Below are 26784 nucleotides of genomic sequence, written 5' to 3'. Positions count from 1 at the left end.
TTGGGGGAGAGAACGCATGCCTACATTCCAAGTCGGCCAGAAAGTCGTGTGCATCAACGACCGGTTCAAGAACGTCTCGATCGACCAGGGCATCCGCAAGGGGCAAATCTACACCGTCCGCTGGGCCGGCCACTACCGCCACTATGTCGATGGCGATTTCTACGGCATCAAGCTGATGGAACTCTACCGCGGAAACGACGATGGCCCCGAAGGCTACGGCGCGGTCGACATGCCTTTCCGTGCCAGCCGTTTCCGGCCACTCGTCTCCGACCGCATCCGCAACATGCTCGGCATGAAGGCACCGCAGCCGAAGGTCGTCAACAAACCGTCGATCGTGCCGTCCGTGCGCCCCAAACCGCGTGTCGTAACACCGGAGCGTGAAAAGGAAGAGGTCTAGGTTCGATCACGCCTGCAGCCGCTTCGGCGGCAGGCCGGCGAAAGACGCCAGCCGCGCCAGGCTTTCCTCCTGCTCGTAGACGACAGCCCGCCCGCGACCGGCCTGTTTGGCCCAGTAAAGCGCCTGATCGGCACGTTTGAGACAACAGTCGGCATCGCCGGCGCTGTCTGCGATGAAGGTTATACCGACGCTGACCCCGACAACCGCGGATGCTCCATCGATCATGTAGGGCATGCTGACAAGCTCGATGATCCGCCCGGCAAGGGCGAGAGCATCTTCGGGAGAGGCGGCGTCATCCTGCAATACGGCGAATTCGTCGCCGCCAAGCCGCGCGACAAGGCCGCTTTCACCCACCGTCGCACGCAGCCGGCCGGCGACTTCCCGCAGAAGCGTATCGCCGGCGGCATGGCCCAGCGTATCATTGACCTGCTTGAAACGGTCGAGATCAAGATAGAGCAATGCCCGCAGCTTGCCGTTCAGCGTGTCGGTGATGGCATATTCCAACTGCTGGTGCAGCGTGACGCGATTGGCGAGGTCGGTGAGCGCATCGTGATGGGCAAGATAGGCCACGCGGGTTTCGCTCTGCTTTCGCGCGTCGATGTCCTCGATGACGCCGGCCCACTGCAGGATAGCGCCGTTGTCGTCGTGTACCGGCCCGCCGCGCTTGCGCACCCAGAGCCAGCGTCCGTCGGCAACGAGAAGACGGAACTCGGCATCGACCATGCGGCAGGCGTTGCGCGTTTCCTCCAGTTTTTCGACGAGCAGAACGCGATCGTCCGGATGCACGTGGTCGAGCCACGCCATGCCGAGCGCCTCGTTTTCGGACGTGCCCGTCAGGGCGGTCCAACCTTCGATCCAGCTGAGATCGCCGCGCGCGGACCAGCGCCACAAGGCCAGGGAACCGGCCTGCGCCACCGTCTCCAGTCGCCGCTCGTTGCTGCGCCGCGCCGCTTCCGCACCCTCGACACTGACCCGCAGCGTCTCGAACTCCCGCACCAGCGAACGCGGGATGGGCGGAAGGGCATCCGCAGGCCTGTTGGATGCGACGGCCGCGCTATGAGCCGCCAGCGCCTCCACCGGCCGCAGGATCAGTCGCCCGATCCAGACCGCCGCCACGGTGGCGAGCCCAAGCGCCAGCAGCGCACCGATCGAAAGACCGATCAGCGGATCCTTCCAGCGCGCATTGAAGATCGCGGTCGGTTCACCCACCACCAGCGCCCAGCCGGGCGTTGCATCCAGCTTTTCGAAGGCAAGAATCGTCGTCATGCCCTCGGTCGTCACCGCCTCGAACCAGCCGTTTCGGGCATTGAGCGCTTCGAGCTTGTGCCAATCGGGCGCCCGCAGGCCAATGGTGCGCTCATGATCGCGCGAACGGGCGATGATGCGCCCGTTGCCGTCGGTAACGGCAACGAGGATGCCGCTCAGCGCCTCGTTTCTCTGCTGTAGCGCACGGACAAGCTGCTCGGGCGCGACCGAGAGCACGAGCGCGCGCCGGTGCCCGCCATCCGACGGCAAGGGCAGGGCCAGATCGATCCTGTAATCGGCCCGCGTGCGTCCAAGGTAGAGGTTGGAGAGAACTGGCGCCTGCGTGTCGACGGCATCTCGCGCGACGTCGGCAATGCGCCGTGCCACGCCGCCGATCGGCGCGTCGCCGTCAAAAGCGACAAGGGTGATCTGCCCGTCGAGCCCGATGCCCTTGAACCGGCTGGTGGTCAGCGTCGTCGAAACGACATCGCCGGAAAAGGTGCGTAGCGCTGCGAAGGCGCTGAGTGCCGTGAAACGTCCTTCGATATCCGACTCGATCGCGCGGGCAAGCGTTGCCGCCGTGTCGCTGAGCCGGGTCGTCGCCGTCTGTCGATAGGCCTCGCCTGCCCGCCACATCGCAAAGCCGGATATGACGACAACCGGCATCAGACAGGCAAGGGCAAGCGCCAGAAGGAAGACATTCAGTCCGACGCTCCTCCCGACAACAAACTTCTTGGGCAATCCAGCGACCTCCGCCATTCCATCAGCGGTCAGTTTTATGCGGAAAGACTTAAAAGTCTCCTTCGCCGGAAATGGTGATCCCGCCGCGATTCGAACGCGGGACCCCCAGATTAGGAATCTGGTGCTCTATCCTGCTGAGCTACGGGACCACTAGGTGAACCCATACAAAAGCCGTGGCCCGAAGCCAAGCGATTTTCGGTTCGACGCGCGTCGGGTTCCGCATGGAACAGCATGAAAGGCGCGGACATGAGACTGTCGGTTCATGGGATGGAGATGGCTTCATCCAAAACCGTCAAGGAGAATGTCCATGCGCAAGTTCATGCTTTCCGCTGTCGTCGCCGCTGTCGCAGCACTTTCCTTCGCCGCCCCGTCGCAGGCCGGCGGCCTTTCCATCGGTTTCGGCTTCGGCGGCGGCCACCATGGATGGGGTCACGGTCATGGCCACGGCTGGGGTCACGGCGCCCAGGTCACCTTCTACGATGACGACTACGGGTATGACTGCTTCTGGAAGAAGGTGAAGCGCTACGACAAGTGGGGCAACCTGAAGATCAAGAAGATCCGCGTCTGCGAATAAACGCGACGCGCACGATCAATACTCGCCGATCCTCCCCCGACTTGCCCGGCTGACTGTCCCTGCAGCCGGGCTCTTTTTCGTCAGGCGGCAAGCCGGCTTTCAGCCAGCTTCACCCAATAGGTCACGCCGTGGGGAATGGCATCGTCGTTGAAGTCATAGGCCGGATGATGCAGGCCCGCCGTGTCGCCATTGCCGATGAAGACGAAGGCGCCGGGGCGCGCAAGCAGCATATAGGAAAAGTCCTCGCCGCCCATCATCGGGTCGAGCGACGGATCGACCGAGGCTATGCCCGCAATATCCTGCGCGACAGCGACGGCATGCCCCGTCTCTTCCGCATGATTGACGGTGACGGGGTAGTTCCGGTGATAGGTGACGGCGATTTCCGCGCCATGCGCCGCGGCAAGGCCGCCGCAGATCTGGCGGATGCGGGCCTCAGCTTCGTCGCGCATGTCGGGGTTCAGCGTGCGCACCGTGCCGGCAAGCTGCGCCGTTTCCGGGATGACGTTATGCGCAAACCCCGCATTGAACTTGGTGACGGAGACGACGAGCGAGGCGATGGGATCGGCGACGCGCGAGACGATGGTCTGGAGCGCGGTCACGACATAGGAACCGATGACGATCGGGTCCACCGTCTTCTGCGGCAGGGCGGCGTGGCCGCCGCGGCCTTTCACGGTGATGTTAAACTCATCGGTCGCGGCCATGATGGGGCCAGGGCGCGTGCCGAACGAACCCACCGGCATGCCGGGCAGGTTGTGCATGCCGTAGACCTCGGCAATGCCGAACCGCTCCATCATGCCGTCCTTGACCATTTCGTTGCCGCCGCCGCCGCCCTCTTCGGCGGGCTGGAAGATAACCGCAACGGAGCCTGCGAAGTTGCGCGTCTCGGCGAGATACTTCGCAGCACCGAGCAGCATGGCCGTGTGACCGTCATGACCGCAGGCATGCATCTTGCCCTTGACGGTGGAAGACCACGGCTTGCCGCTCGTCTCGTCGATCGGCAGCGCATCCATGTCGGCGCGAAGGCCGATCGTGCGTCCCGCGCTCTTGCCGCGGATGATGCCGACGACGCCGGTACGGCCAATGCCGGGCACGATTTCATCGACGCCGAACTCCTTCAGCTTCTCCGCCACGAAGGCGGCCGTCTTTTCCACGGCGAAGAGCAATTCAGGCTCCCGGTGGATGCTGCGGCGCCATTCGGCGATTTCGTCCTGCATTTCGGCGGCGCGGTTGAGAACGGGCATGCGGGTTTCCTGTCATGTTCGGCCGGAAATTTGGCCATATCGCTCCGATGGCTTTGCCATCACGGTGCCATATAGGTTAAATAGGGCAACGGTTCGAGACAACTCCCGATTTCGAGGACAGACCTTTGCAGACGAACGGACGATCGATGCGTCGGGCTGCTGCGCTTGCGAGCGCCGCCCTGCTGCTCACAGCCTCCCTGACAACAGCCGCCAACGCCAATCCCCGCATGCTGGTGGATGTCAACACGCTGCAGGTCATAGAACACGAGGACGCGTTCCAACGCTGGTATCCCGCCTCGCTCACCAAGCTGATGACGGCCTACACGGTGTTCCGCGCGGTCAAGGCCGGCGAGATTTCGCTGGAAAGCCCCGTCACCATGACGAAGAACGCCGCTGCCGAACCGCCGAGCAAGATGTACTTCAAGCCCGGCCAGAAGATGACGCTCGACAGCGCGTTGAAGATCCTGCTCGTCAAATCGGCCAATGACGTGGCGGTCGCCGTTGCCGAATCGGTCGGCGGCACCGAGCAGGGTTTCATCGACCGCATGAATGCCGAGGCCGCGCGCATCGGCATGAGCTCGTCGCATTTCATCAATCCGCACGGCCTGCCCGGCAAGGGCCAGTACACAACGGCGCGCGACCTTGCCGTGCTCGCGGTGACGCTGAAGCGTGAATTCCCGCAATATTCCTCCTATTTCGCGCTGGAAGGTTTCACCACCGGCAAGAAGCAGTATCCGAACTACAACATGCTGATCGGCCGTTTTGACGGCGCCGACGGTATGAAGACCGGCTTCATCTGCGCCTCCGGCTTCAATCAGGTTTCGTCAGCCACCCGCAATGGCCGGTCTGTCGTCTCCGTCGTGCTCGGCTCCGACAGCCTTGGCGCGCGCGCCGACATTTCGGCGGGTATGCTGGAAAAGGGCCTGACCCAGCGCACGGGCAAGGTGCCGACGCTCGGCCAGCTTCGCCCCTATGGCGAAACGCGCAACGAGGTTGCCGATATCTCGAAGGAAATCTGCTCGAAACACGCCGCCAAGGTGCGCAGCGAAGGCCGCGACGAAGCCGGCCGGCAGAAACTCCTGTCGCCCTATATCCACGAGGTGAACCGGCCGCTGAAACTTGTCTTTGCCGGACTGATGGGCGGTAATGCGGCGAAATCCGTCGGTAATGACGAGGTCGCTGCCAGCGATATCGGCGACGCCACCAACATCCCGATCCCGATCCCGCGGCCGACCTTCTGATTGGACAAGACATGACCCTGATCGAGCGGCGCGTGCCGGTCTCCGTGCTCACAGGCTTTCTCGGCGCAGGCAAGACGACCTTGCTCAATCGCCTGCTGAAGGACCCGACGCTGACCGATACGGCTGTTATCATCAACGAGTTCGGCGAAGTCGGCATCGACCACCTGCTCGTCGAGCAATCCGGCGACGGCATCATCGAGCTTTCCGACGGCTGCCTGTGCTGCACCATCCGCGGTGAGCTGGTCGATACGCTGGCCGACCTGATGGACCGCATGCAGAGCGGCAAGATCCAGCCGCTGAAGCGTGTGGTGATCGAGACAACCGGCCTTGCCGACCCCGCGCCGGTCCTGCAGGCCGTCATGGGCAATCCCGTACTCACCCATTCCTTCAGCCTGGACGGCGTCATCACCGTGGTCGATGCGGCAAACGGTCTTTCGACGCTTGCAAACCATCCCGAAGCGGTCAAGCAGATTGCGGTGGCCGACCGCGTGCTGATCAGCAAGACGACGCTTGTCGATGCCGCGACGCTGGATACCGTGAAGCGCGAGATCGCAGCACTCAATCCGCGCGCTACTGTCTCGGACGTCGATACGCCCGGCCTCGTCGGCCCCGGTCTGCTTGCCAACGGGCTCTACGACCCCGGCAGCAAGATCGCGGATGTCGGGCGCTGGCTGCGCGAGGAGGCGCATGATCACGGCCATAAGCACCATCACGATCACGGGCATCATGAGCATGCGCACGGGCATCACCACGATCACGATCACCAGCACGCCCATGACGTGACGCGCCACGACGCCACGATTCGCTCCTTCAGTATCGTGCATGACCGTGCCATCGATCCGATGGCGCTCGACATGTTCATCGATCTCCTGCGCTCGGCCCACGGCGAAAAACTGCTGCGCATGAAGGGTATCGTCCAGCTGTCGAGCAATCCGGATCGCCCGGTCGTCCTGCACGGCGTGCAAAGCGTCTTCCATCCCCCGGAGCGGCTTGCCGCCTGGCCTGATACGTCCGACCGCCGCACGCGACTGGTGTTGATCACCAAGGATTTGCCGGAAGCCTTCGTGCGCGATCTCTTCGATGCCTTTACCGGCACGCCGAAGATCGACCGCCCTGACCGGGCGGCACTGGCCGACAACCCGCTCGCCGTTCCGGGTTTCCGGTTTTAAACCTAGGCTTTCTTGCGGATCAGGAAGCGGTGGCCGGCATCGATGCGCTCGCTGGCTTCGAGCGCGTGGCCGTCTTCATGACAGAAATGGGGAATGTCTATGACGGCGAGAGGGTCGGTGGTCTCGACCCAGAGGCGCGTACCGGCGGCCATCGTCGAAAGGCGCTTGCGCGCCTTCATCACCGGGAGCGGGCATTTCAGCCCGCGCAGGTCATAGACCTCGGCTTCGTCATGCGCCGCAACCGCGGTCATTTCTGCCAGAATTTCCAGAAAGGCTTCTTCGCCGTCTCTTCAACGACCTGCTGGCCCGCATCGCCACCGGGGACGGGAAGTGCTGCAACGGCTTCGGTCTGTTGTGCGGTGCCGGTCGCAACGGTCTGGTTGACAGCAGTGGCCGTTTCGCCAGCCTTCGCCTGCTGTCGGCCACCCTTGAGAGCAGCCTGCTCGGCGCTCTCGGTCACGACCGGCTGAACCCGCTCGGCCTCGACCGGCTGGCTTTTCTCAATCCAGGACTTCCAGAATGGTTTCTTTTCCGGTTTCTCGATCGTTGATGCGATACCGGGATTGTGTTCGGGCACCGGCAGAGCGCCCTCGCCCCTCGCCTGCTTTTCGGCCTTCTCGGTGGCCACATCGGCGGCGAAATCGGCTTCGGCCTTGGCCTTGGCTTCCTCGGCTTCGCGCACGGCGCGCTCGGCCGCTTCGACCTTCCGCCTTTCAGCCTCCTCGGCCTTGCGCTTCTGTTCGGCGATCTCGCGCTCGGTCATTAGCTTGCCGGCATCGAGCGAGTTGCCCGTCGGCGCATAGGCGAGCTCGCGGCCCTTGCGCTGGTCGGCGACGATGGCCTTGCGCTGGGCCTCCGAAGGCTCGATCCAGACCGTGCCGTCATATTTCCGCATCGCGGTGGCATAGGACGCCGCATAGGTCTTGTTATAGCTGTTGAGCGCCACTTCCAGCGCGCCGGGTGTCGTCATCGCCGGGCAGGCGCCGGCCGGCGAGAATGGCTTGTCGGCCTGCTGGTTGAAGACATATTTCTTCTCGCAGACATTCACATCCGGCGGCCGCTTGGTCACTTCGAAATGATCGTAGCCGACCTTCAGCATCTTCCAGAATTCGATGTTCGGATTGTCGCGGTGGCGCGCCATGTTTTCCGCCGTCATGCGGAAGGGGAAAGCCTGGAGCTGGATGCTGGACTGACCGCCGCCGAAGGCATCGCGGGCGAGCGCGAAGATCTCCACCATCTGCTCGTCGGTCATCGAATAGCAGCCCGAGGACGAACAGGCGCCGTGGATCATCAGATGCGTGCCGCTCGCCTTGTTGGCGCGGTCATAGGCATTCGGATATCCCGTGTTGATCGCGAGGAAATAGCTCGAATTCGGGTTCATGTTCGCCTTGGTGAGCGGATAGAACCCTTCCGGCGCCTGACGGTCGCCCTCCTTCATCTTTGGTCCGAGTTTGCCCGACCAGGCGCAGATCTTGTAGTTGCGCACCTGCTGGAACCGGTTGGAGCGGTCCGCCTTCCAGACTTCCAGCCGGCCCTCTTCCTTGAAGATGCGCAGCATGATCGGCGAGGCCCGGTCGATGTTCATCGACGACATCTTGGACAGCACCGCGGGAGACAGCTGATAGCCGGTCTTGCTGGACACCCGCTTGAGGTCGACGTCGACCTTGTCGAACGTGTCGAGCGTCTCATTCGTGCAGCCGGCGGCGGCAACGGCAAGGAGCGATATGGCGGCAAGAACAGTCAGGCGCATTCCACAGGGTCCGTCAACAATCGTCAGATCGCATGCCGTCACGCCGGGCTGGCGGACGCGCAGTCGTAACCGGCTTATACTTCATAAATTCTTAACCGGAAATTCTTTCGCGAGGCTGCCGGAAACCCGCACCCGTCTCAAACACGGGGAATGTGGCCGAGATTTGGCAAGGGCGGCGCCCGGCCGCCCTTCAAAACACCGCCTTAGAGCTGGCGGCCGATGTTCAGGTAGCGCTGGCGGCGATCCTTGCGCAGCTGGTCGCCCGGCTTGGCCGAAAGTTCCTTGAGCGCGGCGGCAATGACATCGCCGGTGCGGCCGATCACGGCGGCGGGATCGCGATGCGCACCGCCGACGGGCTCCTGGATGATGCCGTCGATAATGCCGAAGGCCTTCAGGTCCTCCGACGTGATCTTCATGTTGCTCGCCGCTTCCTTGGCGCGCGTGGAATCGCGCCAGAGAATGGAGGCAGCACCTTCCGGCGAGATCACGCTGTAGATCGCATGCTCCAGCATGTAGACGCGGTCGCCGGTGGCGATCGCGATCGCGCCGCCCGAACCGCCTTCACCCAGCACGACCGAAACGATCGGCACGCGGATGTTGAGACACATTTCCGTCGAGCGGGCGATGGCTTCCGCCTGGCCGCGCTCTTCCGCGCCAATGCCCGGATAGGCGCCGGCCGTATCGATCAGCGTGATGACCGGCAGGCCGAAGCGGTCGGCCATTTCCATGACGCGGATCGCCTTGCGATAGCCTTCCGGACGCGCGCTGCCGAAGTTGTGCTTGAGGCGCGACTTGGTGTCGTTGCCCTTTTCCTGGCCGATGATGGCGACGGCTTCGCCGCGGAAGCGGCCGAGACCGGCCTGGATCGCCTCGTCTTCGGCGAACTTGCGGTCGCCGGCCAGCGGCGTGAATTCTTCGAAGAGCTGGCGGGCATAGTCGAGGAAGTGCGGGCGCTGCGGGTGGCGCGCGACCTGCGTTTTCTGCCAGGGGCTCAGCTTGGAATAGATGTCGGCCATCGCCTCGCGGGCGCGCACTTCCAGCCGGCCGACCTCGTCAGACGTGTCGATGCTCTCATCTTCTTCTTTGAGCTTCTTCAGCTCGTGGATCTTGCCTTCGAGATCCGAGATGGGCTTTTCGAAATCGAGGTAGTTGTGCATGAGATGCGTTTCCGATCGTTTGCTCAAACCGCGCCAGGCGGGTGTCGGCCAAAATGGGGGCCAGTCGCGGGCGAAGGGTCCTAATCCGGTTTTTTTGCCTGTTTGGCAAGGGGGTGATGGGTCTGAACGAGCTGGTGGAGCCGTTCTTCCAGCACATGCGTATAGATTTGTGTCGTCGAAATGTCCGAATGCCCCAGCAGTTCCTGTACCGCGCGCAGGTCCGCGCCGTTCTGCAGCAGATGGCTGGCAAAAGCGTGGCGAAGGACATGCGGCGACAGCGTCGCGGCGCGAATTCCCGCCCGGCCCGCCAGTGCCTTGAGGTCGCGGGCAAAGACCTGCCGCGGCAGAAAGCCTTCCTTGCTCTGCGCCGGAAACAGGAAGGCGCCCGTTGCCGGATCGTCGCCGATCTCGGCCGCCAGCACCTCGCCATAAGCTTCCATGGCAGAAACCGCAGCGCGCGACAGCGGCACCAGCCGCTCCTTGTTGCCCTTGCCCTTCACGACGAGAAAACGCCCGGTCTGCGCGAGAACACTGGCCGGCAACGAGACGAGCTCGCTGACGCGCATGCCGGTCGCATAAAGCAATTCGACGAGCAGATGCATGCGCCGCTGCATCAGAAGATTGCCGCCCGGCTCCGTGGCCTCAATCTCCGCACGAGAGATGAGACGGGTCACGTCGTCGACACTCAGGGTCTTCGGCAGCGAGCGCCCCTTCTTGGGCGCATCGAGAATGCCCGTGGGATCGTCGCCGCGCAGGCCCTCGCCATAGAGGAATTTGAAGAACTGCCGCAGCGCCGACAGCCGGCGCGCCTGCGAGGAGGCGGCAAAACCCTGTTTGGCGAGATGGCCGAGATAGGCGCGCAGATCATCCGGCATCGCCTCGGTGAGGCGTATATTTCGCTCATTGAGGAAGGATTTCGCATCCTCGAGGTCGCGCTCGTAGGATTGCAGCGTGTTCACCGCTGCACCCCGCTCGGCGCTCATCATCTCGAGGAAGGATTCCACCTGAAGCGCGGACAGATCCCTCATGGCTGCGGGTTCACCCGTTCGGAGGGAATGCGGATCGTCACCTCGCGCTCGGTCGGCTCGACGAAGGTCACCAGCGCCACCATCACGCCATAGACCGATCCGACGATCACGGCGCAGAAGAACAGGAAACGGAACAGGGTGGGCATGGCATTCTCCGGGGCGGATGCCGTTTATATTGCCTCGCCGCCCGCCGAGCGCAAGGCCGGGCGTCCGCTGACACCCGGGATGAAGGGTGCGGCAGACTTGACGCTTCCGGTGGTTTTGTCGATACGGAAAGGGACGAAACCCCGGAAACACCAATGACAGAGCCGATCGACCAGGCCCCTCCCGCACTTGCCCCCACGCTTGCAAGTGAGGCTCGTGCCGCGCTCGGCAAACGCAATCTCGTGCTGATCGGCCTGATGGGCGCAGGAAAATCGGCGATCGGCCGCATGACCGCGCAGACGCTCGGCATTCCCTTCGTCGATTCAGATCACGAGATCGAGCGCGTCTCGCGCATGTCGATCACGGACCTTTTTGCCGCTTATGGCGAGGCCGAGTTCCGCGCGCTGGAAACCCGCGTCATCAAGCGCCTGCTGCGTTCCGGCCCGCGCGTCGTGTCGACCGGCGGCGGCGCCTATATCAACGACAACACCCGCAAGCACATCAAGCGCGGCGGCCTCACCGTCTGGCTGAAGGCCGATCTCGATGTGCTCTGGGAGCGCGTCAACAAGCGCGACACCCGTCCGCTGCTCAAGACGGAAAACCCGCGCCAGACGCTCGAAAACCTCATGAACGCCCGCTATCCGATCTATTCGGAAGCCGATCTCACCGTGATGTCGCGCGACGTGAAGAAGGAAACCATGGTGGAGGAGGTGCTGGCTGCCATCACCGCCACCCGCAAACCCTGACGAGATGCCCATGACCGCTTCCGCCACTGCGCGCCGCACCGTGCGGGTCGAGCTTGCCGACCGCTCCTACGACATCCTGATCGGCCCCGGCCTGATCGCCGCCGCCGGTCGCGAGATCGCCAGCCGCCTGAAGGGCCGCAAGATCGCCGTCATCACCGACGAGAACGTCGCGCCGATCTATCTCGACAATTTCCTGGCCGCCCTCAAGGTGGAGGGCATAGATGCCGTTTCGCTCGTGCTTCCGGCCGGCGAGAAGACGAAGAGCTTCGAGCATCTGATCAGCGTCTGCGACAGCGTGCTCGCCGCCCGCATCGAGCGCAATGACGCCGTAGTGGCGCTCGGCGGCGGCGTGATCGGCGACCTCACCGGCTTTGCCGCCGGCATCGCACGCCGCGGCTCGCGCTTCATCCAGGTGCCGACCTCGCTTCTGGCGCAGGTCGACAGCTCCGTCGGCGGCAAGACCGGCATCAACTCGCCGCACGGCAAGAACCTCATCGGCGTCTTCCACCAGCCCGATCTGGTGCTCGCCGACACCGACGTGCTCGACACGCTCTCGCCGCGCGAATTCCGCGCCGGTTACGCCGAAGTCGCGAAATACGGCCTGATCGACAAGCCCGACTTCTTCGCCTGGCTCGAACAGAACTGGCAGGCGGTCTTTGCCGGCGGCGATGCCCGCATCGAGGCGATCGCCACGAGCTGCCAGGCCAAGGCCGATGTGGTCGCCGCCGACGAGCGGGAAAACGGCCAGCGCGCTTTGCTCAATCTCGGCCATACCTTCGGCCACGCGCTGGAAGCCGCCACGCAGTATGACAGCGCCCGCCTCGTGCATGGCGAGGGCGTCTCGATCGGCATGGTGCTCGCCCACCAGTTTTCCACCCGCATGAATCTGTGCAGCCCCGATGACGGCAAGCGCGTCGAAAAACATCTGCGGGAAGTCGGCCTGCCGACGTCGATGGACGAAATCCCCGGCGGCCTGCCGCCGGCGGAGGTGCTGATGGACGCCATCGCGCAGGACAAGAAGGTGAAGGGCGGCAAGCTCACCTTCATCCTGACGCGCGGCGTCGGCCAGTCCTTCGTCGCCGATGACGTGCCGCAATCCGAAGTCGTCGCTTTCCTGAAGGAAAAGCTGCCGAAATGACCAGTGACGCGCCCGCAGCACTCGCCCCCTTCCCGTGGCTGCTGATCGTTGCGGTTCTCGGCCTGATCCCGCTTGCCATCCTGCTCTTCCGCTTCCGGACACCGCTCGCCACGCTGTGGCGCACGCATCAGGAAGCCCGCGAAGCGGAGGGGGAGCGGCGGCAGGCGGAAAGTGCGGCGGCAAAGCCCGACCGCGAAAAGCTGCTTGGAATGCTCGACCTCGACGCGCTCGAAGTCTCCGACATCATGATCCACCGCACGACGATGCGCGGCCTCGATGCCGACGACCCGCCGGAGGAGATCGTCAAGGCCGTGCTGGAAAGCCCCTATACGCGCATGCCACTCTGGGCGGGCTCGGTCGACAACATCGTCGGCGTGGTGCACGCCAAAGACCTCCTACGCGCACTCGCCGAACCCGGCGTCGAGCCGAAAAACCTCGACATCACCAAGGTCGCGCAAAAACCCTGGTTCGTACCGGACACGACGACGCTGAAGGAACAGCTTGCCGCCTTCCTGCGCCGGCAGGAGCATTTTGCCACCGTGGTGGACGAATACGGCGAGGTCCAGGGCGTCGTCACGCTTCAGGATATTTTGAAGGAAATCGTCGGCGACACCTCGGACGAGGCGACCATCGACCTGCAGGGCGTGCGCCGCGAGGCGGACGGGTCGCTCGTCGTCGATGGTGGCGTGGCCATCCGCGACCTCAACCGCGCCTTCGGCTGGACCCTGCCGGACGAGGAGGCCACGACGATCGCCGGCCTCGTCATCCATGAATCGAAATCGATCCCCGAGGAGCGCCAGGCCTTCACCTTCCACGGCAAGCGCTTCATCGTCATGAAGCGTGTGAAGAACCGCATCACCAAGCTGCGCATCCGCCCGCTCGAACCCGAGCCGGCGAAACCCTGATCACCAGCGCGTCGGCTCGCCGGGCGCCGTCACCTCGACAGCAAGCGCATGCAGCCCCGCGTCGAATTCCGCCTTCACCAGATCGTTGATCGCCCGGTGCCGCGCCACCCGGCCCATGCCGGCAAAGGCCGAAGCGACGATGCGCACGCGCATATGCGTCTCGCCTTCGCCGTCGTAGCCGGGCTGGTGGCCGGCATGCAGATGGCTCTCGTTGATGACTTCGAGCCGCTCGGGCGAAAAGGCCGCGTCGAGCTTCGCGGTGATGCTGGATTTCATGGACATAAGCGAACTTTCGGCGGCCGGAAAATCACGCGCCGCAACGCAACAAAATAGTTCCACAAAGCCAGCAACATTCCGCTTTGTCAATTCTTGTTGCGGGCCCTCCGCACCCCCATAATGTGCGGCATGAAACTCGATTCCAAATACTTCGACCGCATCCGCACGAAGCGGCGCGTGGAGCGTCCCGAACGCTCCGCGCCGACCTGTCAGTGGGATGGCTGCGAAGAGAATGCCAAACACCGCGCCCCCGTCGGCCGCAATGCCGACGGCCAGTATTTCATGTTCTGCTTCGAGCACGTCAAGGAATACAACAAGGGCTACAACTACTTCTCCGGCCTCTCCGACGGCGAGATCGCGCGCTACCAGAAGGAGGCCATCACCGGCCACCGCCCGACCTGGACGATCGGCGTCAACAAGGCCGCAAAGAACGGTCCGGCGCAGGGCTCTGCACGCTCCGGCTCGGCCGGGGCAAATCAGCGCATCCGCGATCCCTTCGGCCTTTTCAACGAAGGCAAGGGCCGCCGGCCGCAGATGGAGCCGCGGGCGCGAAAACTGAAGACGCTGGAGGCGAAGGCCTTCGACACGCTCGGACTTGCGGCCAATGCGACGGGCGACGACATCAAGACCGCCTACAAAACGCTTGTCAAAAAGCATCACCCGGATGCAAATGGCGGAGATAGAGGCTCGGAGGAGCGTTTTCGCGCGGTCATCCAAGCATATCAATTGTTAAAGCAGGCCGGCTTCTGCTAGAGCATTTGGCGGCCGGGCGGAATCGCCCGGTATCGTCCTTCTGCGGTCAAGCAAAAGGCATGGTCGGCGAGCACTAAGGTATTGGGGTGGAGGAGAACCCGCCGCCCGCGGAGACGTGATGAGCAAGATGGATCTCGATATTTCCAACCTCCCCGATACGACTGTATCTGTCCGGGAGGTTTTCGGCATTGATACGGACCTGCGTGTCCCGGCCTACTCCAAGGCGGACGCCTATGTGCCCGACCTCGACCCGGACTACCTGTTCGACCGCGAAACGACGCTGGCCATTCTCGCAGGCTTTGCCCATAACCGCCGCGTCATGGTGTCCGGTTACCACGGCACGGGCAAGTCGACCCACATCGAGCAGGTCGCCGCCCGCCTCAACTGGCCCTGCGTGCGCGTCAACCTCGACAGCCATGTCAGCCGCATCGACCTCGTCGGCAAGGACGCCATCGTCGTCAAGGACGGCCTGCAGGTCACCGAATTCAAGGACGGCATCCTGCCCTGGGCCTACCAGCACAATGTCGCGCTCGTCTTCGACGAATACGATGCCGGCCGCCCGGACGTGATGTTCGTCATCCAGCGCGTGCTGGAATCCGCCGGCCGCCTGACGCTGCTCGACCAGAGCCGCGTCATCCGCCCGCACCCCGCCTTCCGCCTGTTCGCCACCGCCAACACGGTCGGCCTCGGCGACACGACGGGCCTCTATCACGGCACGCAGCAGATCAACCAGGCGCAGATGGACCGCTGGTCGATCGTCACCACGCTGAACTACCTGCCGCACGACCACGAAGTCAGCATCGTCGCCGCAAAGGTCAAGCGCCTCTCCGGCGGCAAGGACGGCCGCGACACGATCTCGCGCATGGTCCGCGTTGCCGATCTCACCCGCGCCGCCTTCATCAACGGCGACCTCTCGACGGTCATGAGCCCGCGCACGGTCATCACCTGGGCCGAGAATGCCGAGATCTTCGGCGACATCGCCTTCGCCTTCCGCGTCACCTTCCTCAACAAGTGCGACGAACTGGAACGCACGCTGGTTGCCGAACTCTACCAGCGCGCCTTCGGCGTCGAGCTGAAGGAAAGTGCCGCCAATATCGTCCTGGAGGCGACGGCCTAAGGCCCGGTAAAGCGCATGGCAGCTCGCGGTGACAATTCGAAGCCGAGGCCCGGCGGCGTGGTCGACATGGAGCCGTTCCGCCGCGCCGTAAGCGGTTGCGTGCGCGCCGTGGCCGGCGACGGCGAGGTGGAGGTTTCCTTCGCCAACGAGCGTCCCGGCATGACCGGCGAGCGTATCCGCCTGCCGGAACTTTCCAAGCGCCCCTCACCGACCGAAGTCGCGATCACCCGCGGCCTCGGCGACTCCATGGCGCTGCGCAAGGCCTGCCACGACGCCCGCATCCACGCGACCATGTCGCCACAGGGTGCGGACGCCCGTGCAATCTTCGACGCCGTCGAGCAGGCGCGCGTCGAAGCGATCGGCTCGAACCGCATGCAGGGCATGGCGCAGAACCTTAGCGTCATGCTGACGGAGAAATACGCCAAGGCCAATTTCGGCGCGATAGCCCGCCAGGCCGACGCACCGCTCGAGGAGGCGGTTGCCCTTATCGTCCGCGAAAAGCTGACCGGACAGGCCCCGCCCGCCTCCGCCGGGCAGGTGCTCGATCTCTGGCGCGACTTCATCACGGAAAAGGCCGGCAGGGACATGGAAGGCCTCACCGCCGCCATCAACGACCAGCAGGCTTTCTCGCGCGTCGTGCGCAACATGCTCGCCTCGATGAACGTCGCCGAACAGTACGGCGAGGATGAAAGCGAGCCGGACGATTCCGAGACGCCCGAGGACGAGAACCAGCCGCGCAGCGACGAGCAGGAAGACAACAACAGCCAGGAAGAGGCCGGCGACGACTCGGCACCCGCCGACGAGAACGAAACGTCCGACGAGCAGATGGACGAAGGCGAGATGGACGGCGCGGAGATCTCCGACGACGACCTCGTCGACGACGATGGCGACGAGACGGAAAAGCCCGGCGAAGTGCGCCGCCCGAACCAGCCTTTCTCCGATTTCAACGAGAAGGTCGATTACGGCGTCTTCACGCAGGAATTCGACGAGACGATCACCGCGGAAGAACTCTGCGACGAGGCGGAACTCGACCGCCTGCGCGCCTTCCTCGACAAACAGCTCGCTCATCTTCAGGGCGCAGTCGGCCGCCTCGCCAATCGCCTGCAGCGCCGCCTGATGGCGCAGCAGAACCGCGCCTGGGAATTCGACCTCGAAGAGGGTTATCTCGACAGCGCCCGCCTGCAACGCATCATCATCGATCCGATGCAGCCGCTCTCCTTCAAGCGCGAGAAGGACACCACCTTCCGCGATACGGTCGTGACGCTGCTCATCGACAATTCCGGCTCCATGCGCGGCCGGCCGATCACCGTTGCCGCCACCTGCGCCGATATCCTCGCGCGTACGCTGGAGCGTTGCGGCGTGAAGGTCGAAATCCTCGGCTTCACCACCAAGGCCTGGAAGGGCGGCCAGTCGCGCGAGAAGTGGCTGGGCAGCGGCAAGCCGCAATCCCCCGGCCGCCTCAACGACCTGCGCCACATCATCTACAAGAGCGCCGATGCGCCGTGGCGCCGCGCGCGCCGCAATCTCGGCCTGATGATGCGCGAAGGCCTGCTCAAGGAAAACATCGACGGCGAGGCGCTGATCTGGGCGCATGACCGTCTTTTGGCCCGCCCCGAGCAGCGCCGCATCCTGATGATGATCTCGGACGGTGCGCCGGTCGACGATTCGACACTGTCGGTGAACCCCGGCAACTATCTGGAGCGGCATCTGCGCGCCGTCATCGAACAGATCGAGACACGCTCGCCGGTCGAGCTTCTGGCGATCGGCATCGGCCATGACGTGACGCGCTACTATCGCCGCGCCGTCACCATCGTCGACGCGGACGAACTGGCCGGCGCCATGACCGAGCAACTCGCCTCGCTCTTTGCCGACGAATCGACCAGCCGGCGTCCCGCCGGTCGTCGCCGTGCCGGCTGAACGCAAGCCACGGCGACGCAATGCGGGCCTCCTGCGGGGCATCGCCCTGTCCGCCATGTTTTCCCTGTCGCTTGTCGGGCTCGCCACCGCCGATATCGTCAGCCTTCCCGTCGTCAACCGCGCCTTCTCCGAATTCGCCATAGGTTCGGACAAGCGTATCTTCGGCAAGCTCGAATTCCTCGGCGGCATCGGCTACTCCTCGAGCAACCCGCTGCTCGGCGCCCTCTCGGCCATCCGGTTTCGCGAAGACCACCAAACGTTCGTCGCCGTCCTGGACACGGGTCACTGGCTGACCGGCCGCATCGAACGCGATGACGAAGGGCGGCTGAGCGGCTTGGCGGACCTCAAGACCCGCTCCATGTTCAACAGCGCGGGACAGGACGAAAACGTCAAGTACCAGATGGATGCCGAGGGGCTCGCCATCGGCAAGGGCGAGGTCTTCGTCAGCTACGAGGTCTTCCACCGCATCGATGCCTACCCGGATCCCGGCTTCATGGGCGCCCGGCCGACCCGCTCACTCCCGCTGCCCTTCCCGCGCAAGGAGATGCGTAACAATCAGGGCATGGAAACCCTTGCCATGTCGCCGGAGACAGGGCCGCTCGGGGCCACGCTTGTCGCCGTCACCGAACGCAGCCTCGACGCCGATGGCAATGTGCTTGCCGCTGTTCTGGACGGTCCGCTGGCCGGTCCCTTTGCCGTCGTTCGCAATGACCCGTGGGACATCACGGACGGCGCCTTTCTACCCGATGGCGACATGCTGCTGCTGGAGCGCCGTTTCCGCCTGTCCGACGGTGTCGGCATGCGCATACGCCGCATCGACGGCACGAAAATCCGTCCGGGCGCCGTTGTCGACGGCGATGTGCTGATCGACGTAGACCTCAGCCACCAGATCGACAACATGGAAGGCCTCGACGTCGTGAAGATGGCGGACGACGACATCCGCATCATCGTCGTCTCCGACGACAACCATTCCATTCTTCAGCGCAATCTGATGCTGGAATTCCGCCTGCCCCAGGCAAAATAAAAGCCACCGGTACGGGCGGGCGGCCCGCTGGTGCTAGAAGCGCACCGCCCTCTCCTCCATCATGGTCGACCCTCGGGTTAAAAACCCGAGGATGACGACGGTGGGTGTGGCGAAGGCCGCCGCTCAGGCTGCCTTCTCGATACCCGGCATCGGCTTCAGCCTGCTCATCAGCGCCCCGTAAGGCAGCAGCATGACGAAGCCGACCAGCACCTTCACGCTGAAATCGCCAAGCGCCCAGGACATCCAGCGTGGGGCTTCCGTGGTGAGAACGCCGAGAATCGGTGCCCATTCGATGGCGAAGGCATCGTTCGGGCCGAAGATCGAAAAGACCGGCGCGAAGGCGAAGGAGAAGAAGACCAGCGTGTCCAGCACCGAGCCGAACAGCGAGGCGAAGAGCGGCGCGCGCCACCAGGTCTGCCGGCGCAGCTTGTTGAACACCGAGATATCGAGCAGCTGGCCAAGCAGGAAGGCCGAACCGGAGGCGATGGCGATCCGCGGCGAGGCGACGGCAAAGGAGAAGACCACGGCGACCAGAAAACCGGCTGCAACGACGCGGCGTGCAACGCGCGGGCCGAACTGGCGGTTGGTGAGGTCGGTGATAAGGAAGGCGACCGGATAGGTGAAGGCACCATAGGTCAGGAGGTCGCCGAGATTGATGCCCAGCAACTCGCCCGAAAGGGGATATTGCACAAGCACGTTGGAGGCGACGACGACGGCCGTCATCAGGAGGACGTAGAGAAGGGTAATGCGGTTCGCTAGCATTTTTTTATCCTGGGTGATGCCACCAGTTGGAGTGCTCTGGACAATTCCGAAGCGATGCCTCGCCTGAAATTGCATGATATCAGCGCAAAGCATTGAGGCCTGCCCGGAAACCGGTCAAGCCTCAATGAAAACGATCTGGCTTAATGCCTGAAATCAGGCAGCAGCGGCAGCGGTCTTCTTGGCGATCTGGCGGCGCAGCAGACGAGCGCGCATCGACAGTTCGTTTTCTTCAGCCTTCAGGAGGAAGGCATCGAGGCCACCGCGGTGCTCGACGGAACGCAGGGCAGCAGCGGAAACGCGAAGACGGAAACGCTGGCCGAGGGCGTCGGAAATCAGCGTGACACTGCACAGGTTCGGCAGGAACCGGCGCTTCGTCTTGTTGTTTGCGTGGCTCACATTGTTGCCCGACTGGACGCCCTTGCCGGTCAATTCGCAACTACGGGACATGGTACACCTATTTTTTCTTGGTTCTGGACAATACGTTTCCGGCACCGAAACCGGCCGCAGTCCATCTGGCCTTTTTGAGAAGTCGCGGTTCTATAGTCACACTCACCGGCGACGTCAAGCCAAACCTGCCGTTCAGCCTGAATTCAGTTGCCAAAAGCCATGATTTGCAGGCAATAGCAACGACATCAGGATTGGGCCACGGCGTAGAATCGCCGCATTGGCCGATTAGGCGGAGCGTCTCAATGGGAGTCGTCAGGATGAACGGGCAGACTTGGATTGCTGGTGCGGCTCTGTCGCTTCTCTATGCCGTGAGCGCAGCGCCCGCCACCTCGGCCGAAATCGAGCACCGCACGGATTACAGCATCCGCCTGTCCGGCCTGCCGGTCGCGACCGCCACCTTCCGCTCGCAGTTCAACGGCGACCGCTACAAGATTTCCGGCAGCATGCAATCGGCAGGCCTTGCCGACATCTTCTCCAGCACCCACGGCTCGACATCGGTTTCCGGTATCGTCAGTCGTGGCAGGTTGCACGCCACCAGCTACAGCGTCGATTATCGGAGCGGCAAACGCAGCCGCGCCATCGACGTCACTTTCCGCAACGGCAATGTTGTCACCGCCAGCATGACGCCGCCCCGCAAGAAGCCGAAGAACTGGGTCGCCGTTTCCAAGGCCGACATGCGTGCGGTTCTCGATCCGATTTCCGGCCTCATCATTCCCGCCAGCGGCCGCGTCTGCCCCAAGACGCTGCCGATCTTCGACGGCGAGTCCCGCATGGACCTGAAGCTGAGCTCCAAGGGCACCAGACCCTATTCCACAAAGGGTTTTGAAGGCGATGCCGTCGTCTGCGGCATCCGCTTCGTGCCCAAGTCCGGCTACCGCAAGGGCCGTCACGACGTGGAATATCTGCGCAAGCTGAGCACGATGGAAATCTGGTTTGCCAAGGCCGAGGCGGCGAATGTATATGCTCCGGTCTATGTGAAGATTCCGACCTCGCTCGGCCCTGTCACCGTCTCGGCCACGCGCTTCGGCGAATGACATCGCTCCAGGGGTCGCGACCCGTGGAGTGACCGGCCTTGAAGACGCGTGCAACCCTGATCGGCTTTACGGCGATCCTCATGTGGGCGCTGCTCGCCCTCTTCACCGCCGCCTCGGGGAAAATGCCGCCGTTCCAGCTTTCGGCCGTCTGTTTTCTGATCGGCAGCCTGCCCGGCCTTTTCGTGCTGGCAACGCGGCCCGAGCGCATCGCGAAGCTGAGGCAGCCGGCAAAAGTCTGGCTTACCGGCATCCTCGGCCTCTTCGGCTATCATTTCCTCTACTTCACGGCGCTGCGCAACGCGCCGGCGGTGGAGGCGAGCCTGATCGCCTATCTCTGGCCGCTGCTCATCGTCACCGGCTCGGCGCTGCTGCCGGGAGAAACGCTGAAGTGGAACCATGTCGTCGGCACGCTGCTCGGCCTTGGCGGCACCGCGCTCATCGTCGGCCGCAACGGCTTCGATTTCGACAGCGCCTATCTCGTCGGCTATGGCGCCGCCTTCCTCTGCGCGTTCACCTGGGCGGGCTACTCGCTCGCCACTCGACGCTTCGAGGCCGTTTCGACCGATGTCGTGACCGGCTTCTGCCTCGCCACGTCGATCCTCTCGCTGATCTGCCATCTGATGCTGGAAACCACGATCTGGCCGCAGACGAGCTTCGAGTGGCTCGCCGTCGCCGGCCTCGGCCTCTTGCCGGTCGGAGCCGCCTTCTATGTCTGGGATTTCGGCGTCAAGAACGGCGACATCCAGATTCTGGGCGCGGCCAGCTATGCCGCCCCGCTGCTCTCGACCCTGGTCCTGATCCTCAGCGGCTTTGCCGAACCGTCCTGGAGCATCGGCCTTGCCTGCCTGCTCGTCACCGGCGGCGCCGTACTCGCCGCCAAGGATATGATCCTTCGCAGACGCGCTGTGCCGGCCTGAGCCTCAGAAACGGTCTTTCCGGGCACGAATCTCCGCGAAGACTTCGGCATCGCTCGCCCCCTCCATCCCAAGATGGCGGCGGATCGCGGGATCTGCGGCCCGCAGGAACGGATTGCTCACCTTTTCAAGGCCGATCGTCGTCGGCGCGGTGAAGGCACCGGCAGCACGCTGCTTCTCGATCTCCGCAACACGGCTCACCAATGCCGTATTTTCAGGATCGATGGTCAGGGCAAAGCGGGCGTTGGACAGCGTATATTCATGTCCGAAATAGACCGTCGTCTCCTCCGGCAGCTTTGCCAGGCGGGCGAGCGCATCCCACATCTGCGCCGGCGTGCCTTCGAAGAGGCGGCCGCAGCCGAGCGCAAACAGCGTATCGGCAGCGAAGAGCAACTTCTCCTCCGGCAGGTGGAAGCAGATATGGCCGAGCGTATGGCCCGGCGTCAGAATGACCTCGACGCGCCGGCCGGCGAAGTCGAACACATCACCACCATCCACCTTGCGGTCGATGCCCGGAATGCGCGGCGCCTCGCGTGCCGGGCCGATGATCTCGACGCCGAAACGCGCCTTCAGTGCCAGGTTGGCCTCCACATGGTCGTTGTGGTGGTGCGTGGTGAGGATGTGGCTGAGCGCCCAGCCGCGTCGCTCCAGCGCATCGAGGATCGCCTGCTCTTCGGGCGCATCGATGCTGGCCGTTGCTCCCGAAACCGGATCGTGCAGCAGCACGCCGAAATTGTCGCTGCGGCAGGCGAAGAGATCGATTTCCAGAGAAGGCATGGCATAGTCCTTGGCATGACGTTCGGTTTTGGCGCGAATGTAAGGCAATCGGCCTTGAAGTCCACCGGCCGCCCACTAACATGCAGGGCATGCATGCAGATATCGTCGACCTCCGTGAATTCTACCACTCGCCGCTCGGGCGCCTCGCCGATCATTCGATTTCCATGGCGCTGACCTCGCTCTGGGCGCGCCTGCCGGACGAGCGGCTGGTGGGACTCGGTTATGCCGTGCCCTATCTCGAGCGTTTCCGCGCCGATACCGAGCGCACCTTCGCCTTCATGCCGGCCGGCCAGGGCGCGGTGAACTGGCCGCCGTCGGAACTGTCCTCGACGGCGCTGGTCTTCGACGAGGAATTGCCGCTGCCGGACGCCTCCGTCGATCGCGTGCTGATGGTGCATTCGCTGGAATTCGCCGAAAATCCGCGCGAGACGATGAAGGAACTCTGGCGCGTGCTGGCGCCGGGCGGGCGGCTCGTCATCGTCGTGCCAAACCGGCGCGGTGTCTGGGCGCGCATGGAGCACACGCCCTTCGGCTCCGGTCGGCCCTATTCGCGCCGTCAGCTCACCGCGCTGCTGCGCGAAACCAACTTCACCCCCGGCGCCAGTGCCGAGGCGCTCTTCTTCCCGCCCTCGAAATTGCGCAGCGTGCTGAAGCTGCGCGGTGTCTTCGAAAGAATGGGGCGCATGCTCTGGCCGATGTTTTCCGGCGTCATCATCGTGGAGGCACAGAAACGGTTGTATCAGGGCCTGCCCGTCGCCGCCCGCGCCTCGCGCCGCGTCTTCGTACCTGTCATCGCCCCGCAGGGGGTGCCCACCACGCGCGACCGCGCCGGACGCTGATCCCCTCGACAAAACCGGGCCTGCCCGCTAGAGCCAACAGGAACACGGCTAGGGAACGACGGCATGACGGACGGACATTTCGACAAGATCACGCTGATCGGCATCGGCCTCATCGGCTCGTCCATCGCCCGCGCCGTCAAGGCGAAGGGCCTTGCCAAGACCGTCACGATTTCCAGCCGCAGCCAGGAAACGCTGGATCGCGCGCGGGAGCTGGAACTCGGTACAGACTATGTGCACGATGCCGGCAAGGCCGTCGAAGGCTCCGATCTGGTCATCGTCTCGGTGCCCGTCGGCGCCTCGGGCAAGGTGGCGGAGGAGATCGCGCCCCACCTGAAGCAGGGCGCCATCGTCACCGATGTCGGCTCCACCAAGGCCTCGGTCGTGGCGCAGATGCTGCCGCACATCCCGAAGGGCGTACATTTCATTCCCGGCCACCCCCTCGCCGGCACGGAGCATTCCGGCCCGGACGCCGGCTTCGCCGAACTCTTCCAGGGCCGCTGGTGCATCCTTACGCCCGTGCACGGCACGGACAAGGACGCCAAGCGCAAGCTCGCCGCCTTCTGGGAGGCGCTCGGCTCCAAGGTCGACGAGATGGATACGGAGCACCACGACAAGGTGCTCGCCATCGTCTCGCACCTGCCGCACATCATCGCCTACAACATCGTCGGCACGGCCGACGATCTTGAGACGGTGACCGAATCGGAAGTCATCAAATATTCGGCTTCGGGTTTTCGCGATTTCACGCGCCTGGCCGCCTCCGACCCGACCATGTGGCGTGATGTCTGCCTGCACAACAAGGATGCGATCCTCGAAATGCTCTCGCGTTTTTCCGAGGACCTCGCCTATCTGCAGCGCGCTATCCGCTGGGGGGACGGTGAAAAGCTCTTCGACCTCTTCACCCGCACCCGCGCCATCCGCCGCTCGATCATCGACGCCGGCCAGGATACCGCAGCACCGAACTTCGGCCGTCCGGTTGAAGATAAGAAGCGCTGATTTCAGAAAGGCGGGATGAAGGCAATCGGGAAGAGCCCGAGATAAACCGTGCCATCCTCGACCTTGAGCTTCACCACCGCCCGGTCATTGCCCTTCGACAGGCCCTCGATTGCCTGCGCCACTCGCGCCGCCGTCTCCGCGATCTCCGGGAATGCCTCGGAAATCCGGTCCCGCCAGACGGATATGCCCGCGATGTCGAGATCGAGTGTGCCGGAGAGATAGCCGTCGTCGCCGACCTTCAGCGGGCCGGACAGAGCCATCACCTTGCCATCGCCGAGATCGAGCGACAGCCGGCGCAGCTCCGCACTTGCACCCCGCGGCGCATCGGCCGGCGGCCCTTCGGCAGAAATCCACCGGGCGGCATCGGCAATCGTCATATCGACGGCGACATCGAGCGGCGGCAGGACGCTATCGCCGAGATCGAGCGAAAGCGCATCGAACGAGGCGGCAACATCCAGTGCATCGCCGGATTGGCGGACGTGCTTTTCGCCATGGGTGGCGGCAATCCCGACCGAGACGCCCTCGGAGGGTACGTTCAGCCTGCCCTTCAGCCCGTCATAGGCGACGGAGGCGCGGTTGAGACCATCAATCCAGGCCGTTGCGCTGGCATGGAGCAGGTCCCAGTCCGCATCGAAGACCAGATCGGGTGTGATGCGCACCTGTGCCGGGCCGTCGAGCTCGAGAACCGCATGCCCCGGCCGGTAGACCTGTGCGGCCGAGCGCAGGGCGCCGAATGTCGCCGAAAGGCCGGTCGCCCGATCGTCGAAGGCAACCGAATCGCAGAACAGGCCGATGCGGAAGGGGAAACCGCGTACATCGAGATTACTGCACGAGGCCGAATGCAGGCCCTGTTCGGAGGCAGCAAGCTCCCGATCGAGCGTCGTCTTCACCCAGCTTGCCGCGTAGAACCATCCGCCCGTATAGAGCACCAGGACGACAATGACGGCAACGGCGAGCCGGATCATTTTGCGCGTGACGCCGGAAGCGTCCGTGCGGCTTGACGATGCCATGATGTTCTCCAATGGTGGCGGATATGATTTGCCCGCAGCCGCGACAAAGCTGGCAATTGCGGCGGCTTTTAGAGAGTTGGTGTTCGTGACGGTGGATATGAACGAATTCTGGGTGTTCGGCTACGGATCGCTGATGTGGAATCCGGGATTCGAATTCGAGGAGCGGCAGCCCGCCCATCTCTACGGTTTCCGCAGGTCGCTGTGCGTCCGCTCCTGGGTGCATCGCGGCACCGAGGAAAAGCCGGGGCTCGTGCTGGGCCTCGACCGCGGCGGCTCCTGCCGGGGCGTCGCCTTTCGCGTTGCACCGGAAAGCCGGGCGCCCGTGACCGATTATCTGCGCGAGCGCGAGCTGGTGACCCATGTCTACAAGGAACGGACCCTGCCGGCGACGCTCGGCGACGGGCGGCGCATCACCACCCTCGTCTACATCTGCGACCGCGCGCACCACCAGTTTGCCGCATCCGTCACGGCCGACGAGGCGGCGATCACCGTCAGCTCCGCCGTCGGCAAATCCGGCCGCAACATCGACTATGTCCGCAGCACGCTCGTCCATCTGCGCGAAATGGGCATCCGCGATCATTGGCTGGAAGATGTCGGCCGCAAGGCGGACAGGCTTCACGGCCCTGCGACGGCCTGATCAGGCCGTCCGCGCCTTCAACTCCGCCAGACGCGTGACGACCGTGGGCGGCAGCGGCAGCGATGGGTTCGCCTCGACGGTCTCGACCAGCAGCCGATCACTCGCCGTTTCCATGACATCGATGAGATGCGCGAGGAAGGCATCCGGCTCCATGCCCGGCTGGATCGCCGGCAGGATCCGCACCTTGAAATGGCCGGGATAGCGCATGGTGGTGCGCCGCGGCCAGAACAGGCCGGGATGCATCACCACGGGCACGACCGGCACCTGCAGATCACGATAGAGGCGGGCGATGCCGTACTTGTATTCCGGTGCAGCCCCCGGCGCCCGGCGCGTGCCCTCGGGATAGATGATGAGCTGGCGCCCGGTGCTCATCTCGGCCTTGGTGCGCGCCATCATGGCAGCCATCGCCTTGCCGCGCGCCCCGCGATCGACCGGGACCATGCGCTGCTTCTTCAGGTACAATCCGAACAGCGGGATCCATGTCAGTTCCCGCTTGAGGATATAGAGGGGATCGTCAAGCCATGGCAGCGGCGCATAGGCATCCCAGAAGGACTGGTGCTTCGGCGCGAAGATGTAGGCTCCCTTGGGAATGTTCTCCAGTCCTTCGACCTCGAAGGTCGTGCCGACGATCTTTGCGAAGAGCCAATGGTTGCTGCGCGCCCAGTTCTTGGCAATGCCATAGGATTTCTTGCGCGGCAGCAGGAAATAGGCCGGCGTCATGATGATCATCTGTCCGATGAGGTTCATGTAGAAGAGGGTGTTGAAGAGCACGGAGCGGAGAGCGATCATCGGGCGGCCTGTCTGCGAA

Annotated in this window: 28 protein-coding genes, 1 tRNA gene and 1 pseudogene; 16 read left to right on the top strand and 14 right to left on the bottom strand. The window is 63.9% G+C overall.

The window, feature by feature from the left end; genetic code table 11:
* The first annotated feature begins 16 nt into the window (after positions 1–16).
* Positions 17–397 (top strand): CAP-Gly domain protein, encoded by a 381-nt coding sequence (locus tag MUU55_RS27875; RefSeq protein ID WP_244764035.1) that lies wholly within the window; start codon positions 17–19, stop codon positions 395–397.
* Between the two features lie 6 nt (positions 398–403).
* On the opposite strand, the gene MUU55_RS27870 is transcribed toward MUU55_RS27875, so the two are convergent.
* Both MUU55_RS27870 and MUU55_RS27865 read right to left on the bottom strand, forming a co-directional pair.
* Positions 404–2383, bottom strand: a complete 1980-nt coding sequence (locus tag MUU55_RS27870; protein WP_244764034.1) for a diguanylate cyclase domain-containing protein — start codon at positions 2381–2383, stop codon at positions 404–406.
* A gap of 72 nt (positions 2384–2455) precedes the next feature.
* Positions 2456–2532, bottom strand: a tRNA-Arg gene (locus MUU55_RS27865).
* Positions 2533–2690: 158 nt separating this feature from the next.
* Here MUU55_RS27865 and MUU55_RS27860 point away from each other — a divergent pair.
* Entirely contained in the window at positions 2691–2957 is a 267-nt protein-coding gene (locus tag MUU55_RS27860; protein WP_244764033.1) for a hypothetical protein, read from the top strand.
* A gap of 80 nt (positions 2958–3037) precedes the next feature.
* Here MUU55_RS27860 and MUU55_RS27855 read toward each other — a convergent pair whose 3' ends face one another.
* The gene (locus MUU55_RS27855; protein ID WP_244764032.1) at positions 3038–4198 is read right to left on the bottom strand and encodes a M20 aminoacylase family protein; all 1161 of its coding nucleotides are present in this window, start codon (positions 4196–4198) and stop codon (positions 3038–3040) included.
* Positions 4199–4344: 146 nt separating this feature from the next.
* Here MUU55_RS27855 and MUU55_RS27850 point away from each other — a divergent pair, with 146 nt between their 5' ends.
* Together MUU55_RS27850 and MUU55_RS27845 are read left to right on the top strand one after the other, a co-directional pair.
* Positions 4345–5439: a D-alanyl-D-alanine carboxypeptidase family protein gene (locus MUU55_RS27850; RefSeq protein WP_244764031.1), complete on the top strand. Its 1095-nt coding sequence runs from the start codon at positions 4345–4347 to the stop codon at positions 5437–5439.
* An 11-nt stretch (positions 5440–5450) separates the two neighbouring features.
* Entirely contained in the window at positions 5451–6608 is a 1158-nt protein-coding gene (locus MUU55_RS27845; protein ID WP_244764030.1) for a CobW family GTP-binding protein, read from the top strand.
* 2 nt (positions 6609–6610) lie between these two features.
* Here MUU55_RS27845 and MUU55_RS27840 read toward each other — a convergent pair whose 3' ends face one another.
* The 5 genes from MUU55_RS27840 to MUU55_RS27820 form a co-directional block, all read right to left on the bottom strand.
* Positions 6611–6859, bottom strand: a complete 249-nt coding sequence (locus MUU55_RS27840) for a sulfurtransferase TusA family protein (RefSeq protein WP_244764029.1) — start codon at positions 6857–6859, stop codon at positions 6611–6613.
* Positions 6856–8358: a L,D-transpeptidase family protein gene (locus tag MUU55_RS27835; protein WP_244764028.1), complete on the bottom strand. Its 1503-nt coding sequence runs from the start codon at positions 8356–8358 to the stop codon at positions 6856–6858. Before MUU55_RS27835 ends, MUU55_RS27840 begins: the two co-directional genes overlap by 4 nt.
* Before the next feature lie 203 nt (positions 8359–8561).
* The gene (locus MUU55_RS27830) at positions 8562–9515 is read right to left on the bottom strand and encodes an acetyl-CoA carboxylase carboxyltransferase subunit alpha (RefSeq protein WP_244764027.1); all 954 of its coding nucleotides are present in this window, start codon (positions 9513–9515) and stop codon (positions 8562–8564) included.
* 80 nt (positions 9516–9595) lie between these two features.
* Entirely contained in the window at positions 9596–10543 is a 948-nt protein-coding gene (locus tag MUU55_RS27825) for a site-specific tyrosine recombinase XerD (protein ID WP_244764026.1), read from the bottom strand.
* Positions 10540–10689, bottom strand: coding sequence for a hypothetical protein (locus MUU55_RS27820; protein WP_117371919.1), 150 nt, complete (start codon positions 10687–10689; stop codon positions 10540–10542). The genes MUU55_RS27825 and MUU55_RS27820 overlap by 4 nt, the downstream gene beginning before the upstream one ends.
* Positions 10690–10842: 153 nt before the next feature.
* Here MUU55_RS27820 and MUU55_RS27815 point away from each other — a divergent pair, with 153 nt between their 5' ends.
* The 3 genes and pseudogenes from MUU55_RS27815 to MUU55_RS27805 form a co-directional block, all read left to right on the top strand.
* Positions 10843–11433: a shikimate kinase gene (locus MUU55_RS27815; RefSeq protein ID WP_244764025.1), complete on the top strand. Its 591-nt coding sequence runs from the start codon at positions 10843–10845 to the stop codon at positions 11431–11433.
* Between the two features lie 10 nt (positions 11434–11443).
* Positions 11444–12571, top strand: coding sequence for a 3-dehydroquinate synthase (aroB, locus tag MUU55_RS27810; protein WP_244764024.1), 1128 nt, complete (start codon positions 11444–11446; stop codon positions 12569–12571).
* 182 nt (positions 12572–12753) lie between these two features.
* A pseudogene (locus MUU55_RS27805) lies at positions 12754–13476 on the top strand (transporter associated domain-containing protein); the annotation flags it as partial.
* Here the strand turns inward: MUU55_RS27805 and MUU55_RS27800 are convergent.
* Positions 13477–13758: a BolA family protein gene (locus tag MUU55_RS27800; protein ID WP_244764023.1), complete on the bottom strand. Its 282-nt coding sequence runs from the start codon at positions 13756–13758 to the stop codon at positions 13477–13479. It abuts the pseudogene before it with no gap.
* A gap of 114 nt (positions 13759–13872) precedes the next feature.
* Here MUU55_RS27800 and MUU55_RS27795 point away from each other — a divergent pair, with 114 nt between their 5' ends.
* The 4 genes from MUU55_RS27795 to MUU55_RS27780 all read left to right on the top strand — a co-directional run bounded on the left by MUU55_RS27795 (position 13873) and on the right by MUU55_RS27780 (position 18563).
* Positions 13873–14505, top strand: coding sequence for a J domain-containing protein (locus MUU55_RS27795; RefSeq protein ID WP_244764022.1), 633 nt, complete (start codon positions 13873–13875; stop codon positions 14503–14505).
* Positions 14506–14623: 118 nt separating this feature from the next.
* On the top strand, positions 14624–15622 hold the full coding sequence (gene cobS, locus MUU55_RS27790; RefSeq protein ID WP_117371913.1) for a cobaltochelatase subunit CobS: 999 nt from the start codon (positions 14624–14626) through the stop codon (positions 15620–15622).
* Positions 15623–15637: 15 nt separating this feature from the next.
* A complete protein-coding gene (gene cobT, locus MUU55_RS27785; protein ID WP_244764021.1) occupies positions 15638–17539 on the top strand; it encodes a cobaltochelatase subunit CobT in 1902 nt (633 codons plus the stop codon).
* A 55-nt stretch (positions 17540–17594) separates the two neighbouring features.
* Positions 17595–18563, top strand: a complete 969-nt coding sequence (locus tag MUU55_RS27780) for an esterase-like activity of phytase family protein (protein WP_280519162.1) — start codon at positions 17595–17597, stop codon at positions 18561–18563.
* A 123-nt stretch (positions 18564–18686) separates the two neighbouring features.
* Here the strand turns inward: MUU55_RS27780 and MUU55_RS27775 are convergent, their stop codons facing one another.
* The gene (locus tag MUU55_RS27775) at positions 18687–19325 is read right to left on the bottom strand and encodes a VUT family protein (protein ID WP_244764019.1); all 639 of its coding nucleotides are present in this window, start codon (positions 19323–19325) and stop codon (positions 18687–18689) included.
* A gap of 153 nt (positions 19326–19478) precedes the next feature.
* Positions 19479–19772: a 50S ribosomal protein L28 gene (gene rpmB, locus MUU55_RS27770; RefSeq protein ID WP_244764018.1), complete on the bottom strand. Its 294-nt coding sequence runs from the start codon at positions 19770–19772 to the stop codon at positions 19479–19481.
* 242 nt (positions 19773–20014) lie between these two features.
* Here rpmB and MUU55_RS27765 point away from each other — a divergent pair, with 242 nt between their 5' ends.
* Entirely contained in the window at positions 20015–20806 is a 792-nt protein-coding gene (locus tag MUU55_RS27765) for a DUF3108 domain-containing protein (protein WP_425314239.1), read from the top strand.
* A gap of 38 nt (positions 20807–20844) precedes the next feature.
* A complete protein-coding gene (yddG, locus tag MUU55_RS27760) occupies positions 20845–21723 on the top strand; it encodes an aromatic amino acid exporter YddG (RefSeq protein WP_244764016.1) in 879 nt (292 codons plus the stop codon).
* Between the two features lie 3 nt (positions 21724–21726).
* Here yddG and gloB read toward each other — a convergent pair whose 3' ends face one another.
* The gene (gene gloB, locus MUU55_RS27755; RefSeq protein WP_244764015.1) at positions 21727–22497 is read right to left on the bottom strand and encodes a hydroxyacylglutathione hydrolase; all 771 of its coding nucleotides are present in this window, start codon (positions 22495–22497) and stop codon (positions 21727–21729) included.
* Between the two features lie 89 nt (positions 22498–22586).
* Between gloB and MUU55_RS27750 the strand changes: the two genes are divergently transcribed.
* Positions 22587–23336, top strand: a complete 750-nt coding sequence (locus MUU55_RS27750) for a class I SAM-dependent methyltransferase (protein WP_244764014.1) — start codon at positions 22587–22589, stop codon at positions 23334–23336.
* Positions 23337–23399: 63 nt separating this feature from the next.
* Positions 23400–24329 carry a prephenate/arogenate dehydrogenase family protein gene (locus tag MUU55_RS27745; protein ID WP_244764013.1) on the top strand — a complete coding sequence of 310 codons (930 nt, stop codon included), beginning with the start codon at positions 23400–23402 and terminating at the stop codon, positions 24327–24329.
* Positions 24330–24331: 2 nt separating this feature from the next.
* Here MUU55_RS27745 and MUU55_RS27740 read toward each other — a convergent pair whose 3' ends face one another.
* On the bottom strand, positions 24332–25339 hold the full coding sequence (locus tag MUU55_RS27740; protein ID WP_244764012.1) for a DUF2125 domain-containing protein: 1008 nt from the start codon (positions 25337–25339) through the stop codon (positions 24332–24334).
* Between the two features lie 85 nt (positions 25340–25424).
* On the opposite strand from MUU55_RS27740, the gene MUU55_RS27735 reads away from it, so the two are divergent.
* Positions 25425–25976 (top strand): gamma-glutamylcyclotransferase, encoded by a 552-nt coding sequence (locus tag MUU55_RS27735; protein WP_244764076.1) that lies wholly within the window; start codon positions 25425–25427, stop codon positions 25974–25976.
* On the opposite strand, the gene MUU55_RS27730 is transcribed toward MUU55_RS27735, so the two are convergent.
* Positions 25977–26765: a lysophospholipid acyltransferase family protein gene (locus MUU55_RS27730; protein ID WP_244764011.1), complete on the bottom strand. Its 789-nt coding sequence runs from the start codon at positions 26763–26765 to the stop codon at positions 25977–25979.
* Between the last annotated feature and the right edge of the window lie 19 nt (positions 26766–26784).

The sequence above is a fragment of the Shinella curvata genome, from assembly GCF_022899935.1.
GTDB classification, from domain to species: Bacteria; Pseudomonadota; Alphaproteobacteria; order Rhizobiales; family Rhizobiaceae; genus Shinella; species Shinella curvata.
This window is presented reverse-complemented; position numbering and strand designations above follow the sequence as displayed.